Below are 14,290 nucleotides of genomic sequence, written 5' to 3' on the forward strand. Positions count from 1 at the left end.
ACATGCACGTCGTTGGACCCTTGCGATGGATGATCTGCTGGAACGCCTCTCAGACACCGTCACCCGCGCCCGCTCGGTCGAGGAATTGGCCCGTCCCTTCCTGCAAATCCTCGAAGAGCTCACGGGGATGGAGTCCACTTACCTGACCCGCATCGACCTGATGCAAGGTGTGCAACAGGTGCTGTATGCGCGCAACAGCCGCGAACTGCGCATCCCCGAGGGCCTGAGCGTGCCCTGGGACGACACGCTGTGCCGCCGCGCCCTGGACAGCCAGCGCTTTTTCACGCCCAACGTGAGCGACTGCTGGGGCGATTCGCAGGCGGCGCAGGCGCTGGGCATCCGCTCCTACCTGAGCACGCCGGTGCGCCTGCCCGATGGCACGCTCTACGGCACCCTGTGCGCCGCCAGCGCCCAGGCGGTCGAGCTGGACCCGGTGGCCACGCGCATGCTGCCCCTCTTTGCCAGCCTGATCGCGCAGCAGGTCGAACGCGAGGCGCTGATCGAAAAACTCGTCGAACTCAACCGCCAGTTGACGCTCGAATCCACCCACGACCCCCTGACCGGCTTGCCCAACCGCCGCCATCTGACGCAAGAACTGCGCCGCATGCTCGCCATCGGCCAGCGTCAAGGCTTTGCGGTGCTGGTGGCGTTCATCGATCTGGACGGCTTCAAAGCCATCAACGACCGGCACGGCCATGCCGCGGGCGACGCCTTTTTGCAGGCCGTCGGCGCCCGGCTGCAAGCCGCCGCCCGCAGCGTGGACCTGCCGGCGCGGCTGGGTGGCGACGAGTTCGTCGTCATCGGCCCCGGGCCGTCGGACACGCGCGAATACCAGGCGGCCGTGGCCGGTCTGCAAGAGCGCCTGGGCCGGGCGCTGCAAGGCCGCTACGACCTCGGCGCCGGCGCGATCGACTACGCCGGGCCTAGCATCGGCGTCGTGGCCATTCCACCTGGCCAGCAGGACGCCGAGGAGGCCCTAGAAGCCGCCGATGCGGTGATGTACGCCGTCAAGCGGCAGCGCAAAGCCGCGCCCGCGCCGACCCCTCAGGCCTAGCCGCTCAAGCTTGCTGGCGCTGCCTGACGAATTGCTCCAGCACCGCGACTTCCAGCGGCCGGCTGTACCAGTAGCCCTGCACATCGTCGCAGCCACACGAAGCCAGCACCTGCGCCTGCCGCGCCGTCTCCACCCCTTCGGCGATGGTGCGCAGCCCCAGGGTATGGGCCAGTTGCACGATGGCTCAGCGCGTCTCCGGCAACTCGATCTTGACTTCCAGCACTTCCAGGTTGTCCTGGCGCTCCAGGTGAACCTTGATATCGTCCGGGTTGATGCGCACGTACTTGCCGATCACGGCCACCAGCTCGCGCTGCAATTCGGGCAGGTAATCGGGCTCGGCGGCGTTGCGGCCGGCCCGTTCGTGCGCCAGGATGATTTGCAGCCGCTCCTTGGCCACGCTGGCCGTTTTCTTTTTTTCGCCGAGCAGGAAGGAGAGGAAAGACATGCCGCTCACCTCCCGAACAGCCGTTTGAGCAGGCCGGGTTTCTGCGCCTCGATGAAACGCAGCGGCCGCTCGTTGCCCAGGAACCGCTCGATGACGTCTTTGTAGGCCTCAGACACGTCGGTGCCCTGCAGGTGCACGGCAGGCACCCCCTGGTTGGAGGCTTGCAGCACCGCTTCGCTTTCCGGAATCACGCCAATGAGCGGAATGCGCAAGATATCCTGAATGTCTTCGAGCGACAGCATTTGCCCGTCTTGCACCCGGTTGGGGTTGTAGCGCGTGATCAGCAAATGTTCTTTGATGGGTTCCTTGCCCTCGATGGCGCGCTTGGTCTTGCTGCCCAGCATGCCCAGAATGCGGTCCGAATCGCGCACGCTGGAGACTTCCGGGTTGGTCACCACCAGCGCCTCGTCGGCAAAGTGCATGGCCATGAGGGCGCCGGTTTCGATGCCGGCGGGCGAATCGCAGACGATGTACTCGAACCCCATGGCCGCCAGGTCATTGAGCACGCGCTCGACGCCGTCCTGGGTCAGCGCGTCTTTGTCTCGGGTCTGGCTGGCCGCGAGCACGTAGAGGTTGTCGCACTGCTTGTCGCGGATCAGCGCCTGGTTGAGGTTGGCCTCTTGGTGGATGACGTTGATGAAGTCGTACACCACGCGCCGCTCACAGCCCATGATGAGGTCGAGATTGCGCAGGCCGACGTCGAAGTCGATGACCACGGTCTTGAAGCCCTTGAGCGCCAGGCCGGCGGCGAAGCTGGCACTGGTGGTGGTTTTGCCCACCCCACCTTTACCGGAAGTGACGACGACGATTTTGGTCATGGATGTGGCTTTCTTTCTGACTGGCTGGCCTTCAGGCCAGGGGTTCGATCAACAAACGGTCGCCGTGCTCGCCGCTGTCGAGCCGGATCTGCGCCGCCTTGCCGCGCACCTCGTCGGGCAGGGGCACTTCGCTGGTGCGGTACACGCCGGCGATCGAGACCAGTTCGGCCTCCAGCACGCGCGCGAAAATGCGGGCCGACACGTCGCCGCGGGCACCGGCAATCGCCTTGCCGCGCAGCGGCGCATACACATGGATGTGGCCGTCGGCCACCACCTCGGCGCCGGGATTGACCATGGCGGTGACGATGAGGTCGCGGCCACGGGCATAGACCTGCTGCCCGGAGCGCAGAGGCCGGTCCACCACCAGGGCCGAGGCCATGGGTGGCGCCACCGAAGGGGCAGGGGTGGCGGCTGGGGGTGTTGCAGGCGCGGGGGCGCAAGCCATGGCTTGCCAGGCTTGGGCTTCATCGGCGCAGGCCCAACCCAGGCGTTCGGCGGCTTGGCGTTGCGCTTCCGACCCGCCGCGATAGGCCAGGGGCCGCAGGCGCTGCGCATGCAAGAACACCGCCAACGCTTCGAGGTCAGGCGTGGCCTCGGCCGGCAACGCCGACAGGTCCACGAGCAAAGGGTCGTGGTCGAAGAATTCGGTCGAACCGCCAAAGCGCTGGGCCCAGTCTTGCTGCAGCAGGGCCCAGTCGGTGCCACGCAGCAGCAATGCCACCACCGGCCATTGGGCGCTTTTCAGTTCGAAACTGGTTGGTTGTGGGGCTGCGGCGGCAGGCGGCATGGGCGGGCAAGCGAATAAAACCCGATCTTATCAGCCTGACACCCGGTTCAAAAGCCAGCGCACCGCCTCGTTCACGTGCGCCAGGGCGCTGCATCGAGACGGTTTATCCACTACCTGCTTGAATTTCAAAATTTCAAATTCGTGGTAGTGGTAGAGCCGGCTCTTTCTTGGGGACAAGCCAAATTGCCTTTTTCCATCAAGCCGTTGCACGTGCTCAAGGGTTGTGGAACAACTGGGGGCCGAGGCCCCCGTCGAAACGAACAAGTCGGCCCGAATGATTGATGCTGTGGATAAGTCATGAATTGTTCAAAAACTGTCCACAGGGTTGTGCGGATCAGCCGTTCGTCGGCGGCATGGGGGCGTGACCACGGCGCTGGTGGAAACGGTCGAAGGTTTCGCGCTGCGCCGGGGTGAGGCTGTCATAGAGTTGCCGCGTGGCCTGCAGCCGTTGGGTGAGGGCTTGCTGGCGTTCCTGCTGGTGCGCCAGGTGGCGCTCCATGCGCTCCAGGGTGGTGAGGGGTTCGCCGCTGCCCGGCCGCTGGTGAGGGGGGGCGGGCATTTGCAGGGCGGCGGCGTAAGCTTGCCAGGCGCTTTCCTGCGCCGGCGTGAGTTGCAAAGCGCTCTTCAGCTGGGCCTGGCGCTCTGCGAGCCGTTGCTGCATGCGTTCATGGCGGGCGCCATCGTCGCGCTGGTGCAGGGCGTGGCGCCCCTCTTTGCCGTGGCAGCCGCCCTCTTTCATTTTCGGGCTGGCCAGGGCGGCGCCGGTGGCCGTCATCAGGGCGGCGGTCAGCGCGGCGGCGATCAGCGGAGAAACGCGGGTGTTCATGGAAGCATCCTTTCAAAGAGACAACGGGAAGGCTTCCAGTGTGCGCGTGGGCTTTGTCTGTTTCGTGCGTCCTGCGTGACGCTTGTGTAAAGTGGCCGTTGGCGCGGGCCGGCGGCTCAGCGGGCCAGGTCGTCGAGGATGGGGCAGTCCGGCCGGTCGTCGCCGTGGCAGCAGGCGCTCAACCGCTGCAGGCTGCGTTCGATGGCTTGCAGGTGTTCGATGCGCTCGCGCAGTTGTGCCAGATGGCGCTGCGCAATGCGCTTGACCTGGGCGCTGGAGCGCTTGCGGTCGTGCCACAGGCTGAGCAGACCGGCGATGTCGTGCATGGAAAAGCCCAAGTCCCGCGCCCGCTTGATGAAGCGCAGCGTGTGGACGTCGGCTTCGCTGTAGAGGCGATAGCCGCTGTCGCTGCGGTGCACCGACGTCAACAACCCGAGCGTTTCATAGTGCCGGATCATTTTAGGCGTGACCCCTGACCATGCAGCGGCCTGGCCGATATGCACCGGCCAGGGCGGGGTGGGTTCGGGCGGGCGTTTCACGCGACGCGATAGCCTTCTTCGCGGATGGCGGCGGCCAGCGCTTCGCGCGCGGCGCTGCTGCGCACCTGCACCTGTTGGGCCTGGCGGTCGATGCGCACCTCGGCCTGCGGGTCCACGCCACGCAGGGCCTGGGTGACGGCCTTCTCGCAGTGGCCACAGGTCATGCCTTCGACGGTGAATTGGTGTTCCATGATCGGTCCTTTCCAAGGGGTCAACCCCTTCAGTATGAACCTTTCCACGATGGGAAGGTCAAGCGTTGCCGCCCATGGGGTTGACCTTGACACGATGTCAAGCTTCATACTGTCGCCATGAATACCTCGGTTCCTCGGTCGGATGAAGCGGTTTGTGATGTGGGCATTGGTGGCATGACGTGCGCTTCCTGCGTGGCGCGGGTGGAGCGGGCGTTGCGCAAAGTGCCTGGCGTGCAGGACGCCGCGGTCAATCTGGCCACCGAATCGGCCCGCGTGGTGGGCCATGTGCCTGCCGGCGAGGACGCTGCGGCCTGGCGTGCCCAGCTGCAGCGGGCGGTGCGCGATGCGGGCTATGAACCCCGCGCGGCTGCCGATCCACAAGCCGGCGCAGAAGCCACCCGGCTCTGGGGCGTGCCGCGCGACCTGTGGCCGGTGCTCGTGGCCGTGCTGCTGACCCTGCCCCTGGCCGGACCGATGGTGGGTGATTTGTGGGGCCAGCACTGGATGTTGCCGGCGGCCTGGCAGTTCGTGCTGGCCACGCCGATCCAGTTCATCCTGGGCGGGCGCTTCTACCGCGCCGCCTGGCATGCCTTGAAGGCGGGCACCGGCAACATGGAGTTGCTGGTGGCCATCGGCACCTCGGCGGCCTGGGGTATGAGCACTTGGCTGTGGTGGCGTGCCGAGCCGGGGGCGATGGTGCATCTGTATTACGAGGCCTCGGCCATGGTGATCACCTTGGTGCTGTTGGGCAAATGGCTGGAAGCACGGGCCAAGCACCAGACCACCGAAGCCATCCGTGCCTTGCACGCCCTGCGCCCCGAACTGGCCCATCTGCTGCCCGACGGGGTGCGGCGCGAGGTGCTGCAGGACGTGCCCGTGGCCGAGCTGTTGCCGGGCGACCGGGTCTTGGTCAAGCCCGGGGAACGCATCCCGGCCGATGGCGAAATCGTCAACGGCATGACCCAGGTGGATGAGTCCATGCTCACCGGCGAGCCGCTGCCGGTGGCGCGCGGCGTGGGCGATCGGGTCACGGGGGGCAGCCTCAATGGCGATGGCGCGATCGAGGTGCGGGTTACCGCGGTCGGCGCCCAGAGTGTGTTGCAACGCATCATTGCCATGGTCGAAGATGCCCAGGCGGTCAAAGCCCCGGTGCAGCGCTTGGTGGACCGGGTGGCGGCCGTGTTCGTGCCCGTGGTGGTGCTGGTGGCGCTGCTCACCTTTGGACTCTGGTGGGGCTGGCAGCGGGTGCCGCTGGAGGAAGCGGTGCTGCACGCAGTGGCGGTGCTGGTGATTGCCTGCCCCTGCGCGCTTGGCCTGGCCACGCCGGCGGCCATCATGGCCGGCACGGGCGTGGCAGCCCGGCAAGGCATCCTGATCAAAGACGCCGAAGCCCTGGAGCGGGCCACGCGGGTGGACACGGTGGCGTTCGACAAGACGGGCACGCTGACATTGGGGCAGCCGCGTCTGGTGGCGGTCGAATGCGCGCCGGGCATCGCCCCTGAGCAGGCATTGCAAATGGCCGCTGCCTTGCAACGCGCCAGCGAACATCCCCTGGCCCGGGCGGTGCTGCAAGCCATGCCGGCCCATGCAATCGCGTCGCCGGCCGATGACGTGCGGGCCGTGCCGGGCCACGGCACGGCGGGCCGGGTGGGAACGCACCAGGTGTTTTTGGGGAGCTTGCCCTGGATGCGCCAGCTGGGCGTGTCGCTCGATGGCTGGGAAGCCGCGCTGCAGCGGTTCCAAGCCCAGGGCGTGACCGTTTCGATGCTGGCGCTGCAACCCGTCGATGACCCTGCTGAGACGACCCCTGCCCTCCCGCCAGCGCCATGGGCTTTGCTAGCCTTTGCCGATGCGCCCAAGCCGGGTGTGGAGCGGGCGTTGGCCGAATTGCGGACCCGGGGGTTGCGCCTGGTCATGATCTCGGGCGACAACCGGGCGGCCGCCGAGGCCATGGCACGCCGCATGGGGCTGCGGCCTGAGGCCGGCGAAGTGCTGGCCGAGGTGCTGCCCGGCGACAAGGCCCGCCACATCGACCGGCTCAAGGCCGGCGGTCATGTGGTGGCGATGGTGGGCGATGGCGTCAACGACGCGCCGGCTTTGGCGCGGGCCGATGTGGGGATGGCCATGAGCCATGCCCAGGGTGGGTCGGACGTGGCCATGCACGCGGCCGGCATCACCCTCATGCGCGGCGACCCGGCCCTGGTGGCCGCGGCGCTGGACATCGCGCGGCGCACCGTGGGCAAGATCCGCCAAAACCTGTTCTGGGCTTTTTTGTACAACACGGCCGGCATTCCCTTGGCGGCGCTGGGCTACCTGAGCCCGGTGGTGGCCGGCGCGGCGATGGCGCTGAGTTCGGTCAGTGTGGTCACCAATGCGCTGCTGTTGCGCCGTTGGCGTCCGACGCTGGGCGATCGGCCACCATCTGACCCGGGTTTGACCCCGATCAAGGCACCCAGGCCGGGAAGCGGCGAAGCTGCGGGCTGACTTCAGCGCTTTCAGGAGCACCGCATGAGCCACACGCCCGAAACCCTGCGTGTCATCCAAGACGAGCACATGGCTTTGTCGGCCATGCTGCAATCTGTGCACCTGTTGATCCGGCGCGGTCCGGGTGACGACCGGCGCGCCTTTTTCGACACCCTGCGGGCGATGCTGTTCTACATCGATGAGTTTCCCGAGCGGCTGCATCACCCCAAGGAATCGAACCTGCTGTTTCCGCGCGTGGTGCGCCTGGCCCCGCAGACGATGGACGTGGTGCAGCGGCTGGAGCAGGAGCACTTGCGCGGCGAACCGGCGGTGCGTGCCCTGCAACACCTGCTGCTGGCCTGGGAACTCTTGGGCGAGGGGCGCAGGCCCGCCTTCGTGCAGGCGTTCACCGACTACATGGCTTTTTACCGCGAGCACATGCGGCTGGAAGAGACCGAGATCCTGCCCGTGGCGCAGCGCTGCCTGACGCCGGCCGACTGGCAAGAACTGGACGAAGCGTTTGCCGCCAACCGCGACCCCCTGACGGGCCGATACCCCGCCGCGCCCGAGTACGAAGCGCTGTTTCAGCGCATCCTGCGTGACGCACCGGCCCCCGTGGGCCTGGGGGCTTGACAGGCGTGGCGGCTCACGCCGGATGGGGCGGCACGGTTTCCAGCAAGGCGTCGAAAGCGTCGAGCAGGGCCTGCACGTCTTCGGCGCTGGTGGCTGGCGAGCACAGCATCATGCTGTGGAATGGGGTCAGCAGCACGCCCCGGTTCAGCATGAACAGGTGGGTGAAGGCCTCCAGCGCCGGTTGGCCGAAATCGCGCACGTCTTGGGCATGGCGCGGGGTCTGGGGCATGAACTGCAATTCCATGCGCGCTCCCAGCCGGGTGACGGTCCAGGGCCGGCCCGCGCGGGCGATGCGCTGCATCAGCCCTGCTTCCAGGGTTTCGGCCATCCGCAGCATGTGGTCGTAGCTGGCCGGGGTGTGCAGATGGCGCAGCGCCGCTTCCAGGGCGGCCAGGGTCAGGGCGTTGGCGCTGAGCGTGGTGCCGATGCCGCTGTGGCCCTCGGGCGCGGCCGTCTTGGCGGCGCGCATGCGTTGACCCACGGCTTCGGTGAAGCCATACACCGCGCAAGGCAGGCCACCGGCGACGGCTTTGCCCGCCACCCACATATCCGGCTGCAGTTCATGCGCCCGGGCGTAGCCCCCGACGCCGCTGGACAGGGTGTGCGTTTCGTCCAGCACCAGCAAGGTGCCGTGGCGGCGGCACAGGGCCTGCGCCGCTTCCCAGAAGCCCGGGGCCGGGGGCACCAAGCCGAAGTTGGTCAGGGCCGGTTCGGCCAGCAGCAGGGCCACATCGCCAGGGGCCAGCGCCGCCTCCAGCGCGGCCAGGTCGTTGAAGGGGACCACGCGCGTGAACGAGGCATGGTTGTGCACTTGCCCCAGCACCGAGGCCCGCGGTAGCGTGCCGCCGGTGGCCGGATCCCGATCCACCAAGGTGTCGTCCACCGCGCCGTGGTAGCAGCCGTCGAACACCAGCAGCTGTGGCCGGCCGGTGATCGCGCGGGCCCAGCGCAGCACGAAGCGGTTGGCATCGCTGGCAGTCAGCGTCAGCTGCCACAGCGGCAGGCCGAAGCGTTCCTGCAGCAGTTGCCCCACCTCAGGGGCTTGCGTGCTGGGCAGCATGCAGGTCAGCCCCCGGGCGGCTTGGCGGGCAATGGCTTCGGCCACGGGGGCGGGGCTGTGCCCGAACATGGCGCCGGTGTCGCCGAGGCAGAAATCGCGGTAGCGCAGCCCATCGGCGCACTGCAGGGCCGTGCCTTGGGCCTGTTGCACGAACAAGGTGGCGGGGCTGGGCCAATCGCGCATCCAGTGCAGCGGCACGCCGAACAGGTAGTGCGCTTCGGCGGCCCGGGCCAAGGCCATCGAACGGGGGTGGGACGCGATGAAACGGGTGCGCTCCTGCGCCAGCAGGGTGTCCAGCGGCGTGGCGCTCTGCAGGGGGGTGTCACTCATGGAGCATGACTGTAAGCCAGCCAGGCGCTAGGATGCGGAGCCATGTCTGAACCGAACGCCAGGTCCGCTTCCGCGCCCCAGCCCTTGTGGCAGGGGGTGGTGCTGGCGGCGCTGCTGTCGTTGGGGGCGGCGGTGTCGCTGGGCGTGACGCGCTTTGCCTACGGCTTGCTGTTGCCCCCGATGCGCGATGACCTGGGCTGGAGCTATGCCTTGGCCGGGGCGATGAATACCTTCAATGCGGTGGGTTATCTGCTGGGTGCCTTGTCGGTGCCATGGCTGATGCGGCGCTGGGGGGCCGGGCCGGTGTTGGTGGGTGGGTCCGTGCTGGCCAGTCTGTTCATGGCGGGCAGCGGTTTTTTCACCGCGGCCTCTGCCCTGATGGGGCAGCGCCTGCTGGCGGGGGTGGCCAGCGCCTGGGTGTTTGTGGCCGGGGGGCTGTTGGCAGCGCGGCTGGGGGCCTGGTGGCCACGGCACAGCGGGTGGCTGCTGGGCATTTATTACGGTGGCACCGGCTGGGGGATTGTGGTGTCGGCGCTGGGCGTGCCGCCGGTGTTGGCTTGGGCGGCCGATCGGCCCCATGGCTGGGCCTGGGCCTGGTGGGCGCTGGCGTTGGTGTGTGTGCTGGCCACGCTGGGTCTGGCTGGGCTGGTGCGCAAGCTGCGGCAGCGCGGCTTGGAAGTGGACGCTGCGGCATCGCCGTCTGCCGCCGCCTCTGCCTCGGCGGCCACGGCATTGCGTCGCCTGGCCTGGGCCCTGGGCGGCTATGCCTTGTTTGGCGTGGGCTACATCGGCTATATGACCTTCGTGATCGCGTTGCTGCGCGCGCAAGGCCATGCAGATGCCGCGGTCATGGGGTTTTACACCCTGTTGGGGATGGCGGTGGTGGGGTCGTCGCGGCTGTGGGCGGCCTGGCTGGACCGTTTCCGCGGGGGGCAGGCGTTGGCCCGGCTCAATGGCTTGCTTGGCCTGGCCACGGTGGTGCCGGCCCTCACGGCGGCCTGGCCGGCCTTGCTGGCCTCGGGCCTGTTGTTTGGGGCGGTGTTCTTGTCGGTGGTGGCGTCCACCACGGCGCTGGTGCGGCACAACCTGCCGGCGGCGCAATGGGCCGGCGGCATCAGCGCTTTCACCATCGTGTTTGCCCTGGGCCAGATCGTGGGGCCGACCGTGGTGGGCTGGATTGCGGATGGCCCAGGTGGGCTGGAGCGCGGCTTGCTGTTTTCCGCATGCGCGCTGTGGCTGGGCAGCGCGCTGGCTTGGCGGCAGCGGCCGCTCGACGGTGGGGGTGGTCGGGCCTGAAGGCCGTCGATTGGCCCCAATCGCGACCGGTTTGGGCGCTACGCTAGGTGGCCTGTCCATTGGGGGATAGCCTGCATGTTCAAACCGTCTTTGTTGCGTTCCGACACCCTGCTCAATCAGCGCAGCTACTACGAGGCCAGCGCCGTGCGCGAGGCACCCCTGCCGCCGTTGCGGGGCACGGTGCAGGCCGACGTGGCGGTGGTCGGTGGTGGGTTTGCCGGCTTGAGCGCGGCCATCGAACTGGCCGAGCGGGGCCTGCGCGTGGTGTTGCTGGAAGCGGAACGGGTGGGGTTTGGCGCCAGCGGGCGCAACGGTGGCCAGGCCATCGTGGGCTATGCCTGTGGCCAGGAACCTTTCGAGCAGCAGCTCGGGCGTGACGACGCCCGCCGCGTCTGGGCCATGTCGCTGGAGGCGATCGACATCATCGATCAGCGCATTCGGCGCTTCGGCATCGATTGCGACTGGGTGCGCGGCTATCTGTATGCCGCCGATTCGCCGCGCAAGGCCCGCCAGCTGCTCGACGACCTCAGCGTCCAGGCGCGCGACTATGGCCTGGCGTGCGAAGTGGCCACCGGTGCCGACGTGCAGCGCTACATCGGCAGCGAGCGCTATCACGCGGTCGGCTATGAAAAGGTGTCGGGCCATCTGCATCCGCTCAAATACGCGCTGGGGCTGGCCCGGGCCGCGCGTTCACTGGGGGTGCAGATATACGAGGGTACGGTGGCGCAACGCCTGACGGAGCAGGCCGACGGCGTGCGGTTGCAGGCGGCGCAGGGCGAGGTGCAGGCCCGCTTTGCGGTGCTGGCCGGCAACTGCATGCTGCCCGAATACGCGCCCCAATTGGCAGCCCGCATCCAGGACCGCATCATGCCGGTGGGCACCTACATCATCGGCACCGCTCCGGTGGACGAGGCGCTGGCACAGCGCCTCATCCCCAGCGGCGCGGCGGTCTGCGACAACAACTTCGTGTTGGATTACTTCCGCTTCAGCGCCGACCGCCGGATGCTGTTTGGCGGCCGGGTGAGCTACACCACCATGACGCCGCCGCGCCTGCAGGCGGTCATGCGGCGGCGCATGGCGCGCATTTTTCCGGCCCTGGCCGAGGTGCCGGTGGAATACGTGTGGGGCGGTTTCGTGGACATCAGCATGAACCGGGCTCCGGATTTCGGCCGCCTCTCGCCCCAGGTCTATTACCTCCAGGGCTTCAGCGGGCATGGCGTGGCGCTGACCGGGCTGGCCGGGCGGCTGGTGGCCGAAGCCATTCTGGGCCAGGCCTCGCGGTTCGACGTGTTTGCCCGCCTGCAGCACCGTCGTTTTCCCGGCGGGCCCTGGCTGCGCACGCCGGCGCTGGCTCTGGGCATGCTGTGGTATCGCTTGCGCGACGCGCTGGCCTGAGTCCGCTTGGTGCGGCTCACGCCGCATGGGCGTCCAGTGCCTCGGCCACGCGCTGGCACAGCAGGGCGCCGTGGCGGCGGATCGATGCCAGCGGGGCATAGCCGTAGCCGATGGCCAGCCCGCGCAAGTCGTCGCGTTGCAGGCAATAGGCCGACAGTGGCCGCACCGTCAGGCCATCGCGCGCCAGCGCCTGCGCCAGCGCCCGGTCGTCGATGTGGCGCGGCAGATGCAGACACAGGTGCAGCCCTTGCGCCGCCCCCTCGATGCGGGCCTGGCCGCCGCGCAGCAGGGGCTTCAGGTGATCCAGCAGCACCTGCCGCCGCTCGGCATAGGTCTGGCGCGCGCGCCGCAACGACGACGCAAAATGCCCCATCTCGATGAATTCGGCCAGTGCCGATTGCAGCGGCATCTGGCCCGGGCGGTTGAGGTCGTAATGGGCGCGACGGAAAGCGCTCACCAGGCCCTTGGGCACCACCAGGTAGCCGAGCTTGAGGCCCGGATAAAGCACCTTGGAAAAGGTGCCCAGATACAGCACCCGCTCCGACTGGTCCAGCCCGCACAGCGAGGAGATGGGCGGGCCGGTGAAGCGGAATTCGCTGTCGTAATCGTCTTCCAGAATCCAGGCCTGGCAGCGGGCCGCCGTGGCCAGCAGCTGCTGGCGACGCGGCAGCGACATCACCGCGCCCGTGGGGTACTGGTGCGAGGGGGTGATGTAAATCAGCCGGGGTGACTGGCGCTCGTCCTCGGGGCCTGGGGCCATGCCGTCGCCATCGACGCGCACCGGATGCAGGCACAGCCCGGCCGCCGTGAACGCTTTGACCGCCCCCCAGTAGGCCGGGTCTTCGATCCAGACCGTCTCGCCATGATCGGCCAGCAGGTGCGCGCACAGTTCCATCGATTGCTGGGTGCCGCTGGTGATGAGCACCTGATCCGCATCCAGCGGCACGCTGCGAAAGATGCGCAGGTAGTCCGCCACCGCGCGGCGCAGCGGGCCGTAGCCGCCCGAGTCGTTGTAGTCCAGCATGCTCGGGCCAGCCTGACGCCAATGCTTGTTTTGCAGCCGCTGCCACAGCGCCACGGCGAAAGCGCTGAAGTCCGCCGGTCCGGGCGTGAAGGGCTGGATTTCCAGATCGGTGGCGCAAAAGCGGTGCGCCAGTGCCTCGCCGCGCTGCGACAGTCGGGAGGGATTGACCGCCTTGCGCGGGGCTTTGGCATGCCCTTGCGCCACGGGCACCTGCTCATGCACATAGGTGCCGCTGCCCACGCGGCTGACCAGATACCCCTCCACCGTGAGCTGGCTGATGGCCGCCACCACCGTGTTGCGCGACAGCCCCAGATCCTGCGCCAGATCGCGGCTGGACGGCAGCCGGTCACCGGCCGAGAGCTTGCCCTCCAAAATGGCGCGGCGCATCACCTCGTACAGGCGGCGATGCAAGGGCAGGTCGGCCGCCGCATCGGCCCGGTGGATTTCCGCCAGCAGGTATTCAGAAAGCATGGGATGGCCTCGGGAAAAGGTCGCAGGGGTCTTGCGGCTCGGCCGCTCAAATGGCACCATGGCGTGGCACCTAATGGCACCCATTGTCATCCAATTTCGGGCCCACAATGCCTTCAACCATGCACAACGATGTTTTTTCCCAACCCCCGATGGTCTGGCTGCCCGCCGATCATCGACTGCTCGGTGATCATGGCCACGCCATGCCGTTCCTGCTCTTGGGCGACAAGTACGCCCGGGCGGTCAAGGTCGGCGCCCACGCCCAGCCGGTGATGTTTCCCCTGGCCGATGCGGCCCAGGTGCCGCAACTGCTGTCGCTGGTCGATGGCGTCATGCTCACGGGCTCGCCCTCCAACGTGCACCCTTCGCACTTCAATGAGGAAGTGCATGACCCCAGCCTGCCGCTGGACCCGGAGCGCGACTCGCTCACCCTCACCCTGGTGCATGCCTGCGTGGCGCACGGCGTGCCGCTGCTCGGCATCTGTCGCGGCTTTCAGGAGATCAACGTCGCCCTCGGTGGCAGCCTGCACCAGACCGTGCACGCCGTCACTGGCCTGATGGACCACCGAGAGCCCGATGACGCCCCGATCGACCAGCAATACGCGCCCAGCCACCCGGTGCGCCTGGAGCCCGGCTGCGCCTTGGCCGAATGGGCCGGCGCCACCGAGGTGATGGTCAACTCCCTGCACGGGCAAGGCATCGGCCGGCTGGCGCCAGGCCTGCGCCCGCTGGCGCATGCGCCGGACGGGCTGATCGAAGCCTTCGAAGTCGTCGGCGCCCGCGAATTTGCCTATGCCGTGCAGTGGCACCCCGAATGGCGTTGTTGGGAAAACCCGTTCTACTCGGCCATCTTCCGGGCCTTTGGCGATGCGGTGCGCCGCCGCCGGCAGGCCCGGCTGCAGGAAGGCCGCGCCTTTGCGGCGGCACCGGAGAAGCCCTGAGCACAGGCCATCCGGCCTCC

At 68.0% G+C, this 14,290-nt stretch carries 15 protein-coding genes; 6 read left to right on the forward strand and 9 right to left on the reverse strand.

Annotated elements, in window-relative coordinates; genetic code table 11:
- Window positions 1-25 precede the first annotated feature (25 nt).
- The gene (locus tag DFR43_RS04025; protein WP_133596071.1) at window positions 26-1,054 is read left to right on the forward strand and encodes a sensor domain-containing diguanylate cyclase; all 1,029 of its coding nucleotides are present in this window, start codon (window positions 26-28) and stop codon (window positions 1,052-1,054) included.
- A gap of 4 nt (window positions 1,055-1,058) precedes the next feature.
- Here DFR43_RS04025 and DFR43_RS04030 read toward each other — a convergent pair whose 3' ends face one another.
- The 7 genes from DFR43_RS04030 to DFR43_RS04060 all read right to left on the reverse strand — a co-directional run bounded on the left by DFR43_RS04030 (window position 1,059) and on the right by DFR43_RS04060 (window position 4,660).
- On the reverse strand, window positions 1,059-1,232 hold the full coding sequence (locus DFR43_RS04030) for an EAL domain-containing protein (protein ID WP_245988820.1): 174 nt from the start codon (window positions 1,230-1,232) through the stop codon (window positions 1,059-1,061).
- Window positions 1,233-1,238: 6 nt separating this feature from the next.
- Window positions 1,239-1,499 carry a cell division topological specificity factor MinE gene (gene minE, locus DFR43_RS04035; RefSeq protein ID WP_133596073.1) on the reverse strand — a complete coding sequence of 87 codons (261 nt, stop codon included), beginning with the start codon at window positions 1,497-1,499 and terminating at the stop codon, window positions 1,239-1,241.
- A gap of 5 nt (window positions 1,500-1,504) precedes the next feature.
- Window positions 1,505-2,317: a septum site-determining protein MinD gene (gene minD, locus DFR43_RS04040; RefSeq protein WP_133596074.1), complete on the reverse strand. Its 813-nt coding sequence runs from the start codon at window positions 2,315-2,317 to the stop codon at window positions 1,505-1,507.
- Window positions 2,318-2,348: 31 nt separating this feature from the next.
- Complete coding sequence (gene minC, locus DFR43_RS04045; protein WP_133596075.1) at window positions 2,349-3,104, reverse strand: septum site-determining protein MinC; 756 nt, start codon at window positions 3,102-3,104, stop codon at window positions 2,349-2,351.
- A gap of 334 nt (window positions 3,105-3,438) precedes the next feature.
- On the reverse strand, window positions 3,439-3,930 hold the full coding sequence (locus DFR43_RS04050) for a Spy/CpxP family protein refolding chaperone (protein ID WP_133596076.1): 492 nt from the start codon (window positions 3,928-3,930) through the stop codon (window positions 3,439-3,441).
- A gap of 116 nt (window positions 3,931-4,046) precedes the next feature.
- Complete coding sequence (cueR, locus tag DFR43_RS04055) at window positions 4,047-4,469, reverse strand: Cu(I)-responsive transcriptional regulator (protein WP_133596077.1); 423 nt, start codon at window positions 4,467-4,469, stop codon at window positions 4,047-4,049.
- Window positions 4,466-4,660, reverse strand: coding sequence for a heavy-metal-associated domain-containing protein (locus tag DFR43_RS04060; RefSeq protein ID WP_133596078.1), 195 nt, complete (start codon window positions 4,658-4,660; stop codon window positions 4,466-4,468). Before DFR43_RS04060 ends, cueR begins: the two co-directional genes overlap by 4 nt.
- A gap of 117 nt (window positions 4,661-4,777) precedes the next feature.
- Here DFR43_RS04060 and DFR43_RS04065 point away from each other — a divergent pair, with 117 nt between their 5' ends.
- Both DFR43_RS04065 and DFR43_RS04070 read left to right on the forward strand, forming a co-directional pair.
- Window positions 4,778-7,144, forward strand: a complete 2,367-nt coding sequence (locus DFR43_RS04065; protein ID WP_133596079.1) for a heavy metal translocating P-type ATPase — start codon at window positions 4,778-4,780, stop codon at window positions 7,142-7,144.
- Window positions 7,145-7,168: 24 nt separating this feature from the next.
- The gene (locus tag DFR43_RS04070; protein WP_133596080.1) at window positions 7,169-7,756 is read left to right on the forward strand and encodes a hemerythrin domain-containing protein; all 588 of its coding nucleotides are present in this window, start codon (window positions 7,169-7,171) and stop codon (window positions 7,754-7,756) included.
- A gap of 13 nt (window positions 7,757-7,769) precedes the next feature.
- Here the strand turns inward: DFR43_RS04070 and DFR43_RS04075 are convergent, their stop codons facing one another.
- Window positions 7,770-9,146 carry a transaminase gene (locus tag DFR43_RS04075; RefSeq protein ID WP_133596081.1) on the reverse strand — a complete coding sequence of 459 codons (1,377 nt, stop codon included), beginning with the start codon at window positions 9,144-9,146 and terminating at the stop codon, window positions 7,770-7,772.
- 42 nt (window positions 9,147-9,188) lie between these two features.
- Here DFR43_RS04075 and DFR43_RS04080 point away from each other — a divergent pair, with 42 nt between their 5' ends.
- Window positions 9,189-10,442, forward strand: a complete 1,254-nt coding sequence (locus DFR43_RS04080; protein WP_133596082.1) for a YbfB/YjiJ family MFS transporter — start codon at window positions 9,189-9,191, stop codon at window positions 10,440-10,442.
- 75 nt (window positions 10,443-10,517) lie between these two features.
- Window positions 10,518-11,837, forward strand: a complete 1,320-nt coding sequence (locus DFR43_RS04085) for an NAD(P)/FAD-dependent oxidoreductase (RefSeq protein WP_133596083.1) — start codon at window positions 10,518-10,520, stop codon at window positions 11,835-11,837.
- A gap of 16 nt (window positions 11,838-11,853) precedes the next feature.
- Here DFR43_RS04085 and pdxR read toward each other — a convergent pair whose 3' ends face one another.
- Complete coding sequence (pdxR, locus tag DFR43_RS04090; RefSeq protein ID WP_133596084.1) at window positions 11,854-13,332, reverse strand: MocR-like pyridoxine biosynthesis transcription factor PdxR; 1,479 nt, start codon at window positions 13,330-13,332, stop codon at window positions 11,854-11,856.
- A 119-nt stretch (window positions 13,333-13,451) separates the two neighbouring features.
- On the opposite strand from pdxR, the gene DFR43_RS04095 reads away from it, so the two are divergent.
- Window positions 13,452-14,270, forward strand: coding sequence for a gamma-glutamyl-gamma-aminobutyrate hydrolase family protein (locus DFR43_RS04095; RefSeq protein ID WP_133596085.1), 819 nt, complete (start codon window positions 13,452-13,454; stop codon window positions 14,268-14,270).
- Window positions 14,271-14,290 lie beyond the last annotated feature (20 nt).

The organism is Tepidicella xavieri (assembly GCF_004363315.1).
Lineage (GTDB): Bacteria > Pseudomonadota > Gammaproteobacteria > Burkholderiales > Burkholderiaceae_C > Tepidicella > Tepidicella xavieri.